13 protein-coding genes and 1 pseudogene are annotated in these 17,070 nt (G+C 68.3%); 4 read left to right on the top strand and 10 right to left on the bottom strand.

Translation table 11 applies throughout. The features are described 5' to 3' along the window. Positions 1 to 5: 5 nt before the first annotated feature. Together ABS64_RS03120 and ABS64_RS03115 are read right to left on the bottom strand one after the other, a co-directional pair. Positions 6 to 320 (bottom strand): AzlD domain-containing protein, encoded by a 315-nt coding sequence (locus tag ABS64_RS03120; RefSeq protein WP_292680770.1) that lies wholly within the window; start codon positions 318 to 320, stop codon positions 6 to 8. Next, positions 317 to 1,016, bottom strand: a pseudogene (locus ABS64_RS03115) (AzlC family ABC transporter permease). The gene ABS64_RS03120 and the pseudogene ABS64_RS03115 overlap by 4 nt, the downstream one beginning before the upstream one ends. A 60-nt stretch (positions 1,017 to 1,076) precedes the next feature. Between ABS64_RS03115 and ABS64_RS03110 the strand changes: the two are divergent. Beyond that, positions 1,077 to 1,418: a DUF2200 domain-containing protein gene (locus tag ABS64_RS03110; protein WP_036284927.1), complete on the top strand. Its 342-nt coding sequence runs from the start codon at positions 1,077 to 1,079 to the stop codon at positions 1,416 to 1,418. Between the two features lie 15 nt (positions 1,419 to 1,433). Here the strand turns inward: ABS64_RS03110 and typA are convergent, their stop codons facing one another. Together typA and ABS64_RS03100 are read right to left on the bottom strand one after the other, a co-directional pair. Further along, positions 1,434 to 3,341, bottom strand: a complete 1,908-nt coding sequence (gene typA / locus ABS64_RS03105; RefSeq protein WP_292680768.1) for a translational GTPase TypA — start codon at positions 3,339 to 3,341, stop codon at positions 1,434 to 1,436. A gap of 99 nt (positions 3,342 to 3,440) precedes the next feature. Next, positions 3,441 to 5,183, bottom strand: a complete 1,743-nt coding sequence (locus ABS64_RS03100) for an ABC transporter ATP-binding protein (protein ID WP_292680765.1) — start codon at positions 5,181 to 5,183, stop codon at positions 3,441 to 3,443. Between the two features lie 62 nt (positions 5,184 to 5,245). Between ABS64_RS03100 and ABS64_RS03095 the strand changes: the two genes are divergently transcribed. After that, a complete protein-coding gene (locus tag ABS64_RS03095; protein WP_036284935.1) occupies positions 5,246 to 5,854 on the top strand; it encodes an integral membrane protein in 609 nt (202 codons plus the stop codon). A gap of 12 nt (positions 5,855 to 5,866) precedes the next feature. Here the strand turns inward: ABS64_RS03095 and ABS64_RS03090 are convergent, their stop codons facing one another. From ABS64_RS03090 to ABS64_RS03080, 3 genes are all read right to left on the bottom strand, one after another. Further along, complete coding sequence (locus tag ABS64_RS03090; protein ID WP_036284938.1) at positions 5,867 to 6,925, bottom strand: ABC transporter permease; 1,059 nt, start codon at positions 6,923 to 6,925, stop codon at positions 5,867 to 5,869. Next, entirely contained in the window at positions 6,925 to 8,430 is a 1,506-nt protein-coding gene (locus ABS64_RS03085) for an ABC transporter permease (RefSeq protein ID WP_052241305.1), read from the bottom strand. Before ABS64_RS03085 ends, ABS64_RS03090 begins: the two co-directional genes overlap by 1 nt. Positions 8,431 to 8,587: 157 nt before the next feature. After that, entirely contained in the window at positions 8,588 to 10,375 is a 1,788-nt protein-coding gene (locus ABS64_RS03080) for an ABC transporter family substrate-binding protein (RefSeq protein ID WP_061681423.1), read from the bottom strand. A 155-nt stretch (positions 10,376 to 10,530) separates the two neighbouring features. On the opposite strand from ABS64_RS03080, the gene ABS64_RS03075 reads away from it, so the two are divergent. Both ABS64_RS03075 and ABS64_RS03070 read left to right on the top strand, forming a co-directional pair. Then, the gene (locus tag ABS64_RS03075; protein WP_204947350.1) at positions 10,531 to 11,319 is read left to right on the top strand and encodes a CPBP family intramembrane glutamic endopeptidase; all 789 of its coding nucleotides are present in this window, start codon (positions 10,531 to 10,533) and stop codon (positions 11,317 to 11,319) included. A gap of 274 nt (positions 11,320 to 11,593) precedes the next feature. After that, positions 11,594 to 12,532, top strand: a complete 939-nt coding sequence (locus tag ABS64_RS03070) for a hypothetical protein (protein ID WP_271171014.1) — start codon at positions 11,594 to 11,596, stop codon at positions 12,530 to 12,532. A gap of 134 nt (positions 12,533 to 12,666) precedes the next feature. On the opposite strand, the gene gcvP is transcribed toward ABS64_RS03070, so the two are convergent. Genes gcvP through gcvT form a run of 3 tightly spaced genes read right to left on the bottom strand, consistent with a single transcriptional unit; the run spans position 12,667 to position 17,026 of the window. Then, complete coding sequence (gene gcvP / locus ABS64_RS03065; RefSeq protein ID WP_292680746.1) at positions 12,667 to 15,540, bottom strand: aminomethyl-transferring glycine dehydrogenase; 2,874 nt, start codon at positions 15,538 to 15,540, stop codon at positions 12,667 to 12,669. After that, the gene (gcvH, locus tag ABS64_RS03060) at positions 15,537 to 15,920 is read right to left on the bottom strand and encodes a glycine cleavage system protein GcvH (protein ID WP_292680743.1); all 384 of its coding nucleotides are present in this window, start codon (positions 15,918 to 15,920) and stop codon (positions 15,537 to 15,539) included. Before gcvH ends, gcvP begins: the two co-directional genes overlap by 4 nt. Beyond that, entirely contained in the window at positions 15,917 to 17,026 is a 1,110-nt protein-coding gene (gene gcvT, locus ABS64_RS03055) for a glycine cleavage system aminomethyltransferase GcvT (protein ID WP_016464710.1), read from the bottom strand. The genes gcvH and gcvT overlap by 4 nt, the downstream gene beginning before the upstream one ends. Between the last annotated feature and the right edge of the window lie 44 nt (positions 17,027 to 17,070).

The raw sequence follows: 17,070 nt of genomic DNA, 5'->3' as shown, positions 1-17,070 counted from the left end.
CGATTCTACGTGGCCCACCCCAGCGCCCGGAGCACCGCAGCCACGAGCGCCGCCGCGATGACGACGATCAGGAAGGGGGCGCGCAGCATGAGCAGCCCGGCGGCGGCGACGATCGCCGGCACCCGCGCATCGGCGACGATCTGCGGGCTGGCCCCCAGGGTCTGCACGGCGACGAGCGCAGCCAGCAGCGCCACCGTCAGCAGGTCGATCGAACGCTCGGCGCGGGCCGAGCCGAACCATCGCGCAGGAATCGCGTACCCCAACACCTTCAGCGCCAGGCAGGCGAAGGATGCCGCGAGCACTGCCGTCCACGTCGTCATGATGCGCGACCCGCGAACGCATTGGTCCAGCCGACGGCGATGGCGACCACGGCGGCGACCAGCACGGGAAGGCCGGGCATGAGCACGGGTGTGAGCGCGGTGGCCACAACCGCTGCGGCGACGCCGACCGCGACCGCTTGGCGGCGACGCAGACGTGGCCACAGCAGCGCCAGGAAGGCCGCAGCCGCAGCCGCGTCCAGCCCGTAGGTGCGAGGATCACCGAGGACGTCGCCGAGCAGCGCACCGCCGAGTGTCGAGATGTTCCACCCGACGTAGATGCCGACGCCCGTGATCCAGAAGCCCGTTCGGCGCGCCGCGGGGTCTCCGTGAGCCAGAGCGACCGCCGTGGACTCGTCGATCGTGACCTGGGGCGCCACGAGGCGGCGCCAGCCGTGCCCGACCACCGGGGCCATGCGCAGTCCATAGGCGACGTTGCGCACGCCGAGCAGCGCGGCCGAAGCGATCGCCGCGGGCGCGGCGGCGAGCCCTCCCGCGCCGAGAACGCCCGCGAACGCGAACCTGCGATCCCCCGGTGAACATCAGCAGGCTCAGCACGCACGTCTGCCACACGTCAAGACCGGAGGCGACGGCCAGAGCGCCGAACGAGACACCGTAGGCGCTCGTCGCGACGGCGACGCCCACAGCCTCGCGCCGCGCGCGACGCACGGCCTCTCGGGCCTCAGCTGCGGCATCCATGCCCACCATCCTGACAGTTCGTCTGCCCGCGAACGCCTGCGGGCGAGTAGGGTGCCCGTCATGGAGCGGATCTTCGACATGCCCGTCGCCCGCGTCTACCCGCTCTACGTCCAGAAGGTGCAGCGTAAGGGCCGCTCAGCGGACGACGTCGAGGCCGTCACACGATGGCTGACGGGATACAGCGCCCAGGAACTCGCGGATCACCTCGCCGCGCAGACGAACTTCCGTGACTTCTTCGCGGGTGCGCGGCTGCATCCCGGCGCCGCGCAGATCACGGGTGTGATCTGCGGTGTGCGAGTGGAGCAGATCGCAGATCCGTTGATGCAGAAGATCCGCTACCTGGACAAACTCGTCGACGAGGTCGCGCGAGGTCGCCCACTCGAGAAGATTCTGCGGGCATGAGGCTTCCCGCGGCGCTCAGCCGTCCTGGCGCTTCGCCCGGGATGCCGCGCGGCCGCGCTCGGTCGCGTCGAGCACGACCTTGCGGATGCGCACCTTCTCGGGCGTGACCTCGACGCATTCGTCGTCGCGGGCGAACTCCAGCGACTCCTCGAGCGTGAGCACGCGCGGCGGCGTCATCGATTCGAAGGAGTCGGAGGTCGACGAACGCATGTTCGTGAGCTTCTTCTCCTTCGTGATGTTCACGTCCATGTCATCGGCGCGCGAGTTCTCGCCGATGACCATGCCCTCGTAGACCTCTTCGGTCGGCTGCACGAAGAAGCTCATGCGCTCCTGGAGCGCGATCATCGCGAACGGGGTCACGACACCCATCCGGTCGGCGACGATCGACCCGTTCTGGCGGGTGGTGATCTGGCCCGCCCAGTCGTCGTAGCCGTGCGAGATCGCGTTGGCGATGCCGGTGCCGCGGGTGATCGTGAGGAACTCGCTGCGGAAGCCGATCAGGCCGCGCGAGGGCACCACGAACTCCATGCGCACCCAACCGGTGCCGTGGTTCGTCATGGTGTCCATGCGGCCCTTGCGCGCCGCCATGAGCTGCGTGATCGCGCCGAGGTGCTCCTCCGGGGCGTCGATCGTGAGGTGCTCGAAGGGCTCCTTCAGCTTGCCGTCCTCACCGCGCTTGGTGACGACCTGGGGCTTGCCGACGGTCAGCTCGAAGCCCTCACGGCGCATGTTCTCGACGAGGATCGCGAGAGCCAGCTCACCGCGACCCTGCACCTCCCACGCATCGGGGCGACCGATGTCGACGACCTTGAGCGAGACATTGCCGATCAGTTCCCGATCGAGACGGTCCTTGACCATGCGCGCGGTCAGCTTGTGACCCTTCACCTTGCCCATGAGGGGCGAGGTGTTGGTGCCGATCGTCATCGAGATGGCCGGGTCGTCGACGGTGATCGCGGGCAGAGGCCGCACGTCTTCGGGGTCGGCGATCGTCTCGCCGATCGTGATGTCCTCGATGCCGGCGATGGCGACGATGTCACCGGGGCCGGCAGATTCGGCGGGGTAGCGCTCGAGAGCACGGGTCTTGAGCAGCTCGGTGATGCGCGCGTTGGTGTGCGAGCCGTCGTGACGCACCCAGGCGACGGTCTGCCCCTTCTTCAGCGTGCCGTTGAAGACACGGAGCAAGGCCAGACGCCCGAGGAACGGCGAGGAATCGAGGTTGGTGACCCAGGCCTGCAGCGGCGCCTCGTCGTCGTAGGCGGGAGCGGGGACGTGCTCGAGGATGGCCTCGAACAGCGGCTCGAGGTCGTCGTTGTCCGGCAGCTCGCCGTTCGCGGGCCGGTTGCGCGAGGCGGCGCCGGCACGACCGGACGCGTACACGACCGGGACGTCCAGCAGCGCATCGATGTCGAGGTCGGGCACGTCGTCAACGAGGTCGCCAGCGAGCCCCAGCAGCAGGTCGTGGGCCTCCTCCTCGACCTCCGCGATGCGCGCGTCGGGGCGGTCGGTCTTGTTGACCAGCAGGATGACCGGAAGCTTCGCCTCGAGCGCCTTGCGGAGGACGAAGCGCGTCTGCGGCAGGGGGCCCTCCGAGGCATCCACCAGCAGGACGACGCCGTCGACCATCGAAAGCCCGCGCTCGACCTCGCCGCCGAAGTCGGCGTGACCGGGGGTGTCGATGACGTTGATCGTGACCGGCACCTCGGTGTGCAGACCGTTGTAGGTGATCGCCGTGTTCTTCGCGAGGATCGTGATGCCCTTCTCGCGCTCAAGATCGTTCGAGTCCATCGCCCGCTCCTCCATGTGCTCGTGGGAGCCGAAGGAGCCGGTCTGACGGAGCATCGCGTCCACGAGCGTGGTCTTGCCGTGGTCGACGTGCGCGACGATCGCGACGTTACGGAGATCCGGACGGAGGGCGTGCGCCATGAAATGACCTAACGAGAAAGGGAGACGCTCCGAGCAGAGCGCCTCCCATTCTACAAGCCGGATGCCGCGGCGTCCTCCTCCGCGCTCCGCGCACCTCTCTCAGGCGTGCGCGGCGGCATCCCCCGGTGTCTCATCGGCGTCCACACCGGCGGCGAGATCAGCCAGACGCTTGTCACGGCGCTCACGCTGGATGTCGGGGTCGGGCACCGGCACGGCTGCCAGAAGACGCTTGGTGTAGGCCTGCTGCGGGCGACGCATGATCTGGTCGCGGGTGCCGACCTCGACGAGAGCGCCGTGGCGCATGACCGCGATCCGGTCGGCCAGCTCATCGATGACGGCGAGGTCGTGGCTGATGAACAGGCAGGCGAACCCGCGCTCACGCTGCAGATCCTTCAACAGCTCCAGAACCGTGGCCTGCACGGAGACGTCGAGGGCGCTCGTGGGCTCATCGGCGACCAGGACCTTCGGGTTGAGAGCGAGGGCGCGGGCGATGCCCACGCGCTGCTTCTGCCCACCGGAGAGCTCGTGCGGGTAACGAGATGCATAATCGCGCGGCAGTCGCACGGAGTCCAACAGCGCTCGCACGCGCTTGTCGAGGGGCGCGCCCTTGATCTTCTCGGACAGCTTGATCGGCTCGGCGATCGAATCGCCGATGGTCATCCGAGGGTTCAGCGAGCTCGACGGATCCTGGAAGACGATGCCCACCTCGTGGTGGAGGGCGTGCAGCTGCTCGCGGTTCGCTTTCGAGATGTCCATGCCGGCCACGGTCAGCCGGCCGGAGTGGATGGGCAGCAGACCGATCGTGGCGCGACCGATCGTCGTCTTGCCCGAGCCGGACTCGCCGACCAGGCCCAGCACCTCACCCTGGTAGATCTTCAGGTCGATGTGGTCGGCCGCACGGAAAGCCGGCACCCGACCGCGCTTCGGATACTCGATCGCGACGTCGTCGAACGACACCACCACGGGAGTGGACGGGGTGGCAGCATCGGGAGCCTGCAGATCCACGGTGGTGATGCGCGGCACCGCCGACAGCAGCGCCTTCGTATACGGATGCTGCGGGTCGGCGAAGACGCTCGCGACCGTGCCGGTCTCGACGATGTCGCCCTGACGCATCACGACGATGCGGTCGGCCATGTCGGCGACGACGCCCATGTCGTGCGTGATCAGCAGGATGGCCGAGCCGAGACGGTCCTGGAGCTTTCGCATGAGCTCGAGGATCTCCGCCTGAACGGTCACATCGAGCGCGGTCGTCGGCTCGTCCGCGACCAGCAGCAGCGGGTCGCACGACAGCGACTGCGCGATCATCGCGCGCTGACGCTGGCCGCCGGACAGCTGGTGCGGGTACGAGTCGAAGGCTTTCTGCGGGTCGGGAAGCTCGACCAGCGTCAGAAGCTCGACGGCCCGCGCCTTGGCCTCCGCCGGAGACACGCCGAAGTGCTGGCGCAACGTCTCCACGATCTGGAACCCGACCGTCAGGACCGGGTTCAGCGCCGTCATGGGCTCCTGGAAGATCATCGAGATCTGGTTGCCGCGGATCTCCTGCATCTCCCGAGGCTTCATGCCGATGAGCTCGCGGCCAGCCAGCTTCGCACTGCCGCTCACGCGGGAGTTCTTCGGCAGCAGGCCCAGCAGCGACATCGACGAGACGCTCTTTCCCGACCCGGACTCACCCACGATGGCGAGCACTTCGCCGGCAGCGATCGAGTAGGAGACGTGGCGGGCGGCGGGCACCCAGTACCCGTCGACGCCGAAGTCGACGTTGAGGTCGGTGACCTCGAGCACCGGACCGCTGTCCGGCTGGTGCGCCTCGGTCGTGGGCAGCATGCCGCGGGAGGTTCTCATCGGCGGTTTCCTTCTGTTGTGCGTGCGAACGGACTCGTGGTCCGGAATGCGACGATGGGGTGATGACGGATGACGTGCGCCTGTACCGATCGACCACGAACACCGTGATCGCGATCGGCGCATGGGTGGCTGTGACCGCCGGCGCGGCGCTGGTGGTTCTGCTCGGCGCGACCCGGTCGACGCAGCAGCTGTGGGCTCTGGTGCCGCTGGCGCTGATCGCGCTGCTGGTGGGCGAGCTGTTCTGGCGTCCGCGCATCATCTGGGACGAGCAGTCCATCACGCTCGTGAACCCCTACGCGACCACGACCGTCCCGTGGACGATGGTCGTCGACATCGACACCCGCTTCGCGCTGACCGTGGTGACGCCCTCGCGTCGATATCGATCGTCCGCGGCGCCCGCGGCCGGCGCACTCACCATGCCGCGCGGAGGGCGTGACAGCCTCGGACCCGACCAGAAGGGCGGCGTCCTGCGCAAGTCCGACGCCCTCGGCACCGATTCCGGTGACGCCGCGTACATCATCCGGGGAGCATGGCATCGGCTCGTGGAGAGCGAGGCCATCCCCCTGGGCCGCGCGGGAAGCGACCGCGCCCGCGTGCACGTGCACGTCACCGCCCTCGCGCTGAGCCTGCTGCTGGCCGCGGCGACCGTTCCGGCGCTGCTGAACCTCTGACGGCATCCGGTCTTACTCCGGATCCTGCAGGGTCGGCGTGCCGGTGCGCGGGTTCTGCGCCGCGGCATCCATCAGGCTCGTCGGAGCGGCGACATCGGGCTCGACACCGTCGGCGCGCTCCTTCGTGCGACGACGGGAGAACCGACGGCTGCGCGGGTCGAAGGCCTCGCGGAGGGCATCGCCGAAGATGTTCGCCGACAGCGCCAGCGTGACGATGAACAGCGCCGGCCACCAGAACAGCCACGGCCGCACGGTGAAGGCCGACTGGTTGACACCGATGAGCAGACCCAGCGAGACGTCAGGAGAGCGGATGCCGTAGCCGAGAAGCGAGATCGCCGCCTCGAGCAGGATGGCACCGGCTGCCAGGAGCGATCCCGACACGATGATCACACCGGTCGCGTTCGGAAGGATGTGCCGGAAGATGATGCGGGCATCGGAGGCGCCGGCCACGCGGGCAGCCTCGACGAACTCCCGTTCGCGCAGCGAGAGGAACTCACCGCGGACGAGACGCGCGATCACCATCCAGCTGAAGAACCCGAGCATGGAGCCCAAGACCCATACGCCGACCGCGCCGGCCCAGTTACCGACGACGGCGGCGATCACGATGGCGGGGATCACGATGAAGACGTCGGTCAGGCGCATGAGCACCGCGTCGACCCAGCCGCGGAAGTAGCCCGCGATCGCGCCCACCGTGACACCCACGATCAGCGCGATGCCCGTGATCAGCACCATGGCCACGAACGAGTTCTGGATGCCGCGCATGGTCATCGCGAAATAGTCGCGCCCGATGCGGTCCTGACCGAAGGGGTGGTCGCCGAGCGAGAACGGGAACAGGCTCAGAGTCGGCTCTCCGCCGTTGACGCTGTTCGACAGGTCGTACCAGTTGTACTTCCACCAGCCGGGAATCGGGCCGAGCCCGACGGCGCTCGTGGCGAAGGCCACGACCGCCAGCAGGACGATGGCGGCGATGAGGCCGACCTTCTGGGAGAGGAAACGGCGCCAGATGATCCGGCTCTGACTGATCGAGCGCTCTTCGACGTCGCCGGGGGTTTCGGAGATGGTGCTGGACATCAGCGCACCCTCACTCTCGGGTCGAGTGCCGCGTACGCGAGATCGGCAAGGAAGTTGAACAGAATGGCCATGAAGGCGATGACGATGAAGTAGCCCATCACCGGGTACAGGTCACCGGGACCCAGCGAGCGCTGGAAGAGCGCACCCATACCGGGGATCGCGAAGATGAACTCCGTGATGATGGCCCCACCGAGCAGCCCGCCGAGGTCGGTCGCGACGAGCGTCGTGATCGGGATCAGCACGTTGCGGAATGCGTGGCGGACGACCACCACCCGCTCGGGCATGCCCTTGGCGCGAGCGGTGCGCACGTAGTCCTGGCTGAGCACCTCGATCATGCCGGCGCGGGCATAACGCGTGTACCCCGCGAACGAGATCGTCAGCAGCGAGATCGTCGGAAGCAGCAGGTGGAAGAAGACGTCCAGACCGACGCGCCACATGTTGTCGGGAGCGTATCCCGGCGTCGAGGAGCCGACGGTCGCGATCGGGCGTCCGTTCATGTCCTCCATGTAGCCGGGGAAGGACTGCATGAAGCGGTCGATGAGGATGATGACGCTGATGATCACGGCGACCAGAACACCGATGCGCATGTTCTGGGCGCGGTCGTCTCCGCCGACGAAGAAGCCGGCCGCGAAGCCGACCGCCAGCGCCACGACGAAAAGGATGCCGATGGTGGCGAACGTGGACACGTCGAACAGACCCTGCAGCGCGAAGTAGCTGATGATTCCGGCGACGGCGACGATGCCGGCCGTCAGCAACGCGCGGCGCTGGTGGATGCCGGCGATCAGCACGGTCACACCGAGGGCGGCACCTGCGCTCAGCACGATGACGCCGACCGGGCCGAACCCGGGCGTGAGGAACCAGCCGGTGACGCTCATGTAGATGAGCAGGCCCGTGGTGAGCACGAAGCTCGTGCCCCCGGACGTGAGGCGACGGCGGGTGTCACCGCCGACGACCGCCTGCACGATCAATGCCACCACGATCCCGACGATCACCGCGACGACGATGGGGATGACGGGGTCTTGCAGGAAGTCGTTGAAGCCGATGGCGACGAAGTTCTTGAGAAGCGCGGCGGCCAGGAAGGACGGCAGGGAGTAGAGGAACAGGCTGAGGACGGTGAACGACACGTCGAAGCCGCTGTTCTCACGCAGCGCAGAGAGGATTCCGGTCGAGATGCCGAAGAGGATGGCCAGCAGCAGGGCCGCCGTGACCATCTGGATGGTGGACACCATCGCGATCGGCAGGACGTCGGTGACGGGGGCGCCCTGGAAGGTGGTGCCCAGGTCGCAGGCGTTCGCGAAGGGGATGAGGCACTTGGCGGCGCCGCCGACCCACATCGCCCAGCGAAGCGGAGGCGCGACGTCCAGGTTGGCGAGCTGAATTCGCGCTTCGATCAGCTGCTGCTTGTTCGGGTTGTTGGAAGAGCGGAGGTCCTCGAGCGGATCCGTCGACAGAGCGACGAGATTGAACATCACGAAGGATGCCGCGAGGAGGATGAGGATCGACACACCGACCCTACGGAGAATGAAACCGACCAAAGGTCACTCACTTCGACGTGCGACGGGCGGGCGGCATCGGGTTGCGATCGCCTCGCCCATCGGTTGACAGACAGGGGCCAGGGTGGCGCCTTCGGGATCTACCGTAGACGCCACCCTGGCGTGGGTACTACTTGGTGTTGGTGCTCTGCTTGACGGACCACTCCCAGTTGTTCCAGATCGGACCGGTCTGGTTGCCCATGTACTTGACGCCGTCCAGCTTGCTGGAGACGCCGTAGATGCCGGGCGCCTGGAAGAGGGGCAGGCCGTAGCCCTCGGTGAACGCCGTCTTGTCGATGTTCAGGAGGAGCTGCGTCAGCTTGTCCTTGTCAACCGTGGTCTGCGACGCGATCGCGTCGTCGTTGGCAGCGGTGAACTTGTTGTAGTTTCCACCACCGTCGGTCGAGAACAGCTGCGGGATCTGCGCCGTGCCGATACCCGGGGAGATCCAGCCGAACAGCGACGCGTCGTAGTTGCCAGCCGACAGCAGGGTCGACCACTTGGGGTCGCCACCGTCGACGACCTGGAAGCCGGCCTTGGCCGCGGAGGACTGGATCGCCTGGAACTCGTCCACGCGGTTCGGGTTCTTCGTGTTGTAGAGGATCTTCACGGTCGGCGTCTTGCCGGCGAGGAGCTCCTTGGCCTTCGCGATGTTGTCGTCGAGCTTGGACGGGTCGTACTTGTCCGAGCCGTTCTGGGCGACGGTGGTCGCGTACTCCGACTGGCTCGGGAGCCAGATCTGCGAGTCGAGGACCTTGGCGTCGGGGTTGACCGGCGTCACGATCGCGTCGAGGATCTGCTGACGCGGAACCGTCAGGAGGAAGGCCTCGCGGACGGTCGCGTCCTTGAACACCTCCGAGCCGAAGTTCAGGTCGAGGTGGTCGTAGGAGACCTGGTCACCGGTCATGACCTGAGCACCCGAGACGGCCTCGAGCGACTTCTTCGTGTCGGCGGATGCCTGCGGGTAGACGAGGTCGACCTCGCCGTTCTGCAGAGCCGTGACCTGCGCGGCGGCGTCGCCGATGACACGCATGACGAGCTTGTCGATCTTCGGCGCGAGGTTGCCCTTGTAGTTGGGGTTGTGCTCGAACGTCAGCGACTGACCCGGCGTCCACGCCGAGAGCACCCACGGGCCCGAGGTGACCAGCAGGTCCTTGTCGGTCGGGAACGACGTGATGTCGTAGCCCGTGTTGACGAAGTCCGCAGCCTTCTTCAGGGTGTCGTTCGCGGCGACGGGAGCCTTCGGGTCGCCCTTGGGCAGACCCTGGAGGAGCTTCGTCAGGTCAGCGGCCGAGGAGAGGCCGGCCTTCTTGGCCACGACGTGCGCGGGCTGCGCGATGGGGCTGAAGATCTCCCAGTCCACGTAGGGCTCGGAGTACTTCAGCGTGATCGACGTGTTGTCGTCGCCCACCTCGGGGAAGTCGGTCGAGTTGATGCCCGCCGTCGAACCCGCGATCTGGAAGTACTGCGTGCCACCCGTGACGTTGCCGTCCGCGTCGGTGGTCGCGTCATCGTAGTGGCCCGAGGCGATCGCCCACGCGAGCACCATGTCGTCGGCCGTGATCGGCTCGCCGTCGGACCACTTGAGGTCCTTCTTGAGCGTGTACTTCACGGTCAGCGGGTCGTCCGAGGTCTTCTCGTACGTGCCGAACGACTCGTCCTTGACGAGGTTGAAGCTGTTGTCCGGGTAGAAGAACCCGCCCGTGGTCAGGTAGACGTACTGCCCGTTGGTGTCCAGGTTGCCCTGCGGCGTGTTGCTGTTCAGCGACGTCAGGTCGTTCACGATGGCCATCGTGACGGTGCCACCGGTCGGCGCAGCGTTGGTGGCGTTGCCGCCGCCGCCGGCCGTGCAGCCCGTCAGGGCGAGGGCGCCGGCCGCGGTGACCGCGACAAGTGCTCCCCAGCGTGACTTCTTCAATTTTCCTCCTGGGTAAGGGATGGATGCGCAGGCAGGTGAAACACCCACGGCGCGGATACCGAAACCATAAGTTTTGATCAGCGTCGATCAAAACCGTTAGGGAAAACGTTACAGACCCTTAACTCAGTTCAGGGCCGATATGGCAATCTGACAAGGTGAGCGATTCCGAGGCCGCCGAACTGCCAAGACTGAGGGGCACGCGCGCCCGGTTGTGGTGGGAGATCAGCATTGTGCTCGCTCTGTCGGTCGGGCGCTCGGCGCTGTCCTCGGTGCTCGCGCTCGTCCAGGCGCTGACGCGCGACCAGGCCCTGGCAGACCAGTCGACCTCGCTGAACCCGGGCGCGAACGCCGCCCAGTTCTGGGACGTCCTCAACCAGTTCCTGGCCCAGTTCTTCGCGTTCGCCCCCATCGCACTGGCGATCTACCTGCTGTGGGAGCCCGGGATCTCGGCGTTCCGTCGCATCGGCTTGGATTTCCGGGTTCTCGGGCGGGATCTGGGTGCGGGCGTGCTGCTGGTCGCCGTCATCGGCATCCCGGGTCTCGGCCTCTACGTCGCCGGTCGCGCGCTGGGGATCACCGTGCAGGTCGACGCCGCACCACTCGACTCCTCGTGGTGGACGATTCCGCTCCTGCTGCTGGCAGCCGTGCGTGCCGGCCTGACCGAAGAGGTCATCTTCATCGGCTACCTGTTCGACCGTCTGCGGCGGCTCGGATGGGGGACGTGGACGATCATCCTGTCCACAGCTGCGCTGCGCGGCGCATATCACGCCTACCAAGGGTGGGGACCGATCGCCGGCAACATCGCGATGGGCATCGTTTTCGGGTGGGTCTATCAGCGCTGGGGCCGCGTGATGCCCCTGGTGATCGCGCACACCCTCATCGACGTCATCGCCTTCGTGGGCTATCCCCTGGCCGCCGCCTGGTGGCCCGCCGTCTTCGCCTGACCCACCCCCCTACGCTCCCGCGCCGGCCACCGCCCGGCCCGCACCGACCACCGCCCGGTCTGCGAGACACGCGCCGCGCACCGAGACACGCGCTGCACACCGGTGTTTCGGTGCACGGACCGTGTCTCGCGGGGCGAGCGGGGGTTCCTCCCCACATCGAGAGACGGTGGCGGCTCCCACCGAAAGCGGTGAGCAGCGGAGGCGGCAACTCATCACCGGGTGCAATGGCGACATGCCAACCGCGATCGCTACGCCAGATGTCCGAGAGTGCCCGGTGCCGTTGATCACGCGAGGCGGCGAGCCGCACGTCGATCGCGCGGTGCGGCGCGGGGAACTCGTTCGCGTGATGCGCGGGGTGTACGCCCCGGCGCAACTGTGGCGGGATCTGCCGCCTTGGGATCGCTACCTCGCTCGCGTCCATGCGGCCGTGCGGGTCTACCCCGACGTCGTCTTCGTTCGAGAGTCCGCGGCCGCACTTCGCGGGCTCCCCGTCTTCGGCGAACCGCCGCACGTCCACGCCGTCGCCCTCGGCTCACGAGCGACGCACGCTGTCGGGGAGATCCGGCTGCACGCCGCCGAACGCCCGCCACAGTGCGACGAGGTGAGCGGAGTGCTCGTCGCGACAGGTGCCGAAATTGCGGTGGATGCCGCGCGACTACGGCATCCCGCTGTCGCCCGTGCGACGGCCGATGCCGCACTCCGGGCCGATCCGCACCTCACCACCTGCTGCATGCGGGCGATGAGCGAGACTCACCCGTCCTCGCGAGGTCGCCGTCGCGCACGTGACGTGTTCGACCGCGCGTCGGCGGTTGCCGAGTCACCGCTGGAGTCCGTGAGCGCGACGGTTATCGAGGCGCTCGGTTTTCCTGTGCCGGAGATGCAGCGATGGGTGCGAGGTCCGGAGCCGGGAGAGGACGACCGCGTCGACTTCGCATGGCTGCGCAACGACCATCTCGTGGCGGGAGAGGCCGACGGAGACATCAAGTACAGCGGCGCCTTGGGCGACGCTCGTGTCGCACTCGGCGAACGGCGTGCTCGGGACGCGCGGCTGATGCGACGCGGCGTCCACACGGTCCATCACTGGACGTGGGCCGACGTGATCGCCCCGAGCCAACTCCGCGCGATCCTGTTGTCGGCGGGGCTGCCTCTCGTTCGACAGCCCGATCTCGGGCTGCTCGGTTCGCTCGACCGCGCGCTCCGCGGCCTGCCGTGACCGCACCCGCTCCGTCCGTTCCGTCCGCGAGACACCGCCCCCGCACCGAGACACCGGGTGTGCATCGGTGTCTCGGTGCGGAACGTGTGTCTCGCGGGCCACACGGACCGCGAGACCGCGCGGGCCGCTCGGGGCTAGGCGAAGGCCTCCACGGGCGGGCAGGCGCAGACGAGGTTGCGGTCGCCGTACGCGTTGTCGATCCGGCGCACCGGCGGCCAGTACTTCGTGCGCACCAGACTGTGCACGGGGTAGACGGCAAGCTCGCGCGGATACGGATGCGACCACTGCCCCGCGATGACCGACTCCGCCGTATGCGGCGCGTTCACCAGCGGATTGTCATCGGCGGGCCAGGCACCCGACGCCACGGCATCCGCCTCGGCCCGGATGGCGATCATGGCCTCGATGAACCGCTCGAGCTCTCCGAGGTCCTCGGATTCGGTCGGCTCGACCATCAGCGTTCCCGCCACCGGGAACGACATCGTCGGCGCGTGGAAGCCGTAGTCGATCAGCCGCTTCGCGACGTCGTCCACGCTCACACCGGTCGCTTCCTTCAGCGGCCGCAGATCGAGGATGCACTCGTGGGCGACGAGCCCGCCCTCCCCCGCGTACAGCACCGGATAGTGGTCGCGCAGGCGCACGGCGATGTAGTTCGCCGCGAGCACCGCCGCCCCGGTCGCCTCCCGCAGCCCCTCGGCGCCCATCATCCGGATGTAGGCCCACGAGATCGGCAGGATGGATGCCGAGCCATACGGCGCCGCCGAGATCGGTCCGCCGTCGAAGACGAACCCGCCCGCGTGCTCGGCGCGCTGCGCCAGCGGGTGCGACGGCAGGAACGGCGCGAGGTGCGCCTTCGCGGCCACCGGGCCGACGCCCGGCCCGCCGCCGCCGTGCGGGATGGCGAACGTCTTGTGCAGGTTCAGGTGCGAGACGTCTCCGCCCAGGTCGCCGAACCGGGCGAAGCCGACCAGCGCGTTCATGTTGGCACCGTCGACGTACACCTGACCGCCGGCGTCGTGCACGGCGGCGGTGATGTCGACGACGTCCTGCTCGTACACGCCGTGCGTCGAGGGGTACGTGATCATCAGAGCGGCGAGCGCCTCTGCGTGTGCGGCGATCTTGGCGCGCAGGTCGCCGAGGTCGACGTTGCCGGCTTCGTCGCACGCGACGACGACGACCCGCATGCCGGCGAGGACGGCGGATGCCGCATTGGTGCCGTGGGCCGACGAGGGGATGAGGCACACATCGCGCTGCTCGTCACCGCGGGAGTGGTGATAGCCGCGGATCGCGAGCAGTCCCGCCAGCTCGCCCTGCGAACCCGCGTTGGGTTGGAGGGAGACCGCGTCGTACCCGGTGATCTCCGCCAGCCACGACTCCAGCTGCTCGATGAGCACCAGGTACCCCGCGACGTCGTCGGCGGGAGCGAACGGGTGAACGCGGGAGAACTCGGTCCACGACACCGCCGCCATCTCGGTCGCCGCGTTGAGCTTCATCGTGCAGGACCCCAGCGGGATCATGCCGCGATCGAGCGCATAGTCCCGGTCGGCCAGCTGCTTGAGGTAGCGCATCATGGCGGTCTCCGAGTGGTGAGCGTGGAAGACGGGGTGCGTCAGGAACTCGTCCGCGCGCCGCAGCGACTCCGGCAGCGACGCGGCACCGCTTCCGGTGGCCCACCCGAAGGCGCGCTGTGCGCGTCCTCCGAAAACCTGGGCGAGCACGTGCAGTTCGCTGACCGTCGTCGCCTCGTCGACGGAGATGCCGACGCTGTCACTGTCGCGGAACCACAGCTGGAACCCGCGCTCCCGCGCCGCGTCCACGATCTCACCGGCGCGGCCGGGCACCGACACGACGATGGTGTCGAAGAAGTCGTCGTGCAGCACCTCGTTGCCGGCCTCCACGAGCCAGTCGCGCAGCAGGTGCGCCTTGCCGGTGACCTCGTCGGCGATGCGACGCAGTCCGTGCGGACCGTGATAGACGGCGTACATCGAGGCCATGACGGCCAGCAGCACCTGCGCCGTGCAGATGTTGGAGGTCGCCTTCTCGCGACGGATGTGCTGTTCGCGCGTCTGCAGCGAGAGGCGGTAGGCCGGGCGGCCCTCGGCATCCACCGAGACGCCGACGAGGCGGCCCGGCAGCTGGCGTTCGAGTCCGGAGCGGACCGCCATGTACCCGGCGTGCGGGCCGCCGAAGCCCATCGGCACGCCGAAGCGCTGCGTGGTGCCCACGGCGATGTCGGCGCCGAGCGAGCCCGGCGAGCGCAGCAGCGTCAGCGCCAGCAGATCGGCCGCGACGACGACCAGGCCGCCCTGCGCCTGCACGGCGGCGATCACGGCGGACGGGTCCCACACGCGTCCGGAGGCTCCGGGGTACTGCACGAAGGCGCCGAACGCGCCCGCCGCGTCGAGGGGCACACCATCGGCGGCAAGGTCGGCCTCGACGATCTCGATGCCGAGAGCCGCCGCACGATGAACGAGCAGGGCCTTCGTCTGGGGCAGGGCGTCGGCATCCACGAGGAACACGGGGCTCTGCGCCTTCGAGGCGCGGCGGGCGACGAGCATCCCCTCGACGACGGCGGTCGCCTCGTCGAGCATCGAGGCGTTGGCCGTGGCGAGACCGGTGAGGTCGGCGACCATCGTCTGGAAGTTGATGAGGGCCTCGAGCCGGCCCTGCGAAATCTCCGGCTGGTAGGGGGTGTAGGCCGTGTACCAGGAGGGGTTCTCGAAGACGTTGCGCGCGATGACGGACGGGGTGAGCGTGTCGTAGTAGCCGAGCCCGATCATGGCGCGCGCCGGGCGGTTCTGCGACGCAAGCTCACGCAGCTCGGCGAGCGCCTCGGCCTCGGTGGCGGCGAGCGGGATCGCGCTGTCGGCGACGGGCGCGGCGTGGATAGATGCCGGGACCGCCCGCTCGACGAGGGCATTCACGCTCTCGTAGCCGAGCACGTTGAGCATCTGCGCCTGAGCGGAGGCGTCCGTGCCGATGTGCCGATCGCGGAAGGGCGCCGTATTCACTCCTCGCCGCCCGTGAGTGCGACGTAGGCGGTCCGATCGAGCAGGGCGTCGACATCGGCGGGATCGACCTGGATCTTCACGAGCCATCCGCCTTCGAACGACCCGCTGTTGACGAGAGACGGGTCGTCCACGACGGCGTCGTTGACGGCGACGATCTCGCCGGACAGCGGCGCGTAGAGCTCACCGACCGACTTCGTGGACTCGATCTCGCCGCACACCGTGTTCGCGGTGACGGTGGAGCCCACCGCGGGCAGGTCGACATAGACGACGTCGCCGAGCTTTTCGGCGGCGTAGTCCGTGATCCCGACGGTGGCGACGTCGCCCGCGAGGGCGACCCACTCGTGTTCTTCGGTGTACTTGAGGGCGGTCAGGTCGGTCATGCGGTCCTCCGGTAGAAAGGCAGGGCGGTCACTGTCGCGGGGATGAGAGTGCCCCGCACGTCGATGAAGAGCGAGGTGCCGGGCTCGGCGAGAGCCGGCGGGACAAAGGCCATGGCGATGGGGTGTCCGAGCGTCGGGCTCAGTGCCCCGCTCGTGATCTCGCCGACCGAGGTGCCGTCGGCATCCACGACGGCGTACCCCGCGCGGCCGGCGCGACGCCCCTCGGCAACGAGACCGACGAGCACGGGCAGGTCGGTGGATGCCGTGACGACGGCCTCCTTGCCAACGAACTCGCCCTTGTCGGCGGAGACGACGCGTCCGAGCCCCGCCTGAGCGGGTCGGATCGCGGTCGACAGTTCGTGGCCGTGCAGCGGCATGCCCGCCTCCAACCGGAGCGTGTCGCGGGCGGCGAGTCCCGCGGGGACGAGCCCGAGCGGCTCCCCCGCCGCGAGCAGAGCATCCCAGAGTGCGGGGGCGAGCGCGTTCGGCACCATCAGTTCGAAGCCGTCCTCACCCGTGTACCCGGTGCGGGCGATGAAGAGCTTCTCGCCTTGGAACCGGCCCTGCGACCAGGCGTAGTAGCCGAGGTCGGCGAGGGCGGGCGCCACGTCCGTGACATCGACCGTCGCCTCCACGATCTCTCGCGCGCGCGGACCCTGCACGGCGATGAGGGACATCTGGTCGGAGATGTCCTCGACGACAGCGGAAATGTGTGCGGTCCGGGCAACGAACGCCTCCGCGACGAGCGCACGGTTGCCGGCGTTGGAGATCACCAGGAAGTCATCGTCGCCGGTGCGGTAGACGATGACGTCGTCGATCACCCCGCCCTTCTCATCCAGCAGCAGCGAGTACTTCGCCTTGCCGATCTTCATGGTCGAGATCCGTCCGGCGAGCGCATAGTCGAGGAAGGCCGCGGCTCCCGAACCCGTCACAAGAAACTCCGCCATGTGCGAGATGTCGAACAGGCCGGCGGTGGTGCGCACAGCGTGATGCTCGGCGAGATCCGAGGTGTAGCGCACCGGCATGTTCCAGCCGCCGAAGTCGGTGAACGAGGCGCCGAGGGCAGCATGGCGATCGGCGAGGGCGGTGGTGCGAAGATCTGGCATGAGTTCTCCCCGGGACATCGGGCGGGCGGATGCCGGGACCGGCA

The sequence above is a fragment of the Microbacterium sp. SCN 69-37 genome (genome assembly GCF_001724435.1).
GTDB classification, from domain to species: Bacteria; Actinomycetota; Actinomycetes; order Actinomycetales; family Microbacteriaceae; genus Microbacterium; species Microbacterium laevaniformans.
Note: the sequence above shows the minus strand (reverse complement) of the source record. Positions and strands in the feature narration are given on the sequence as shown.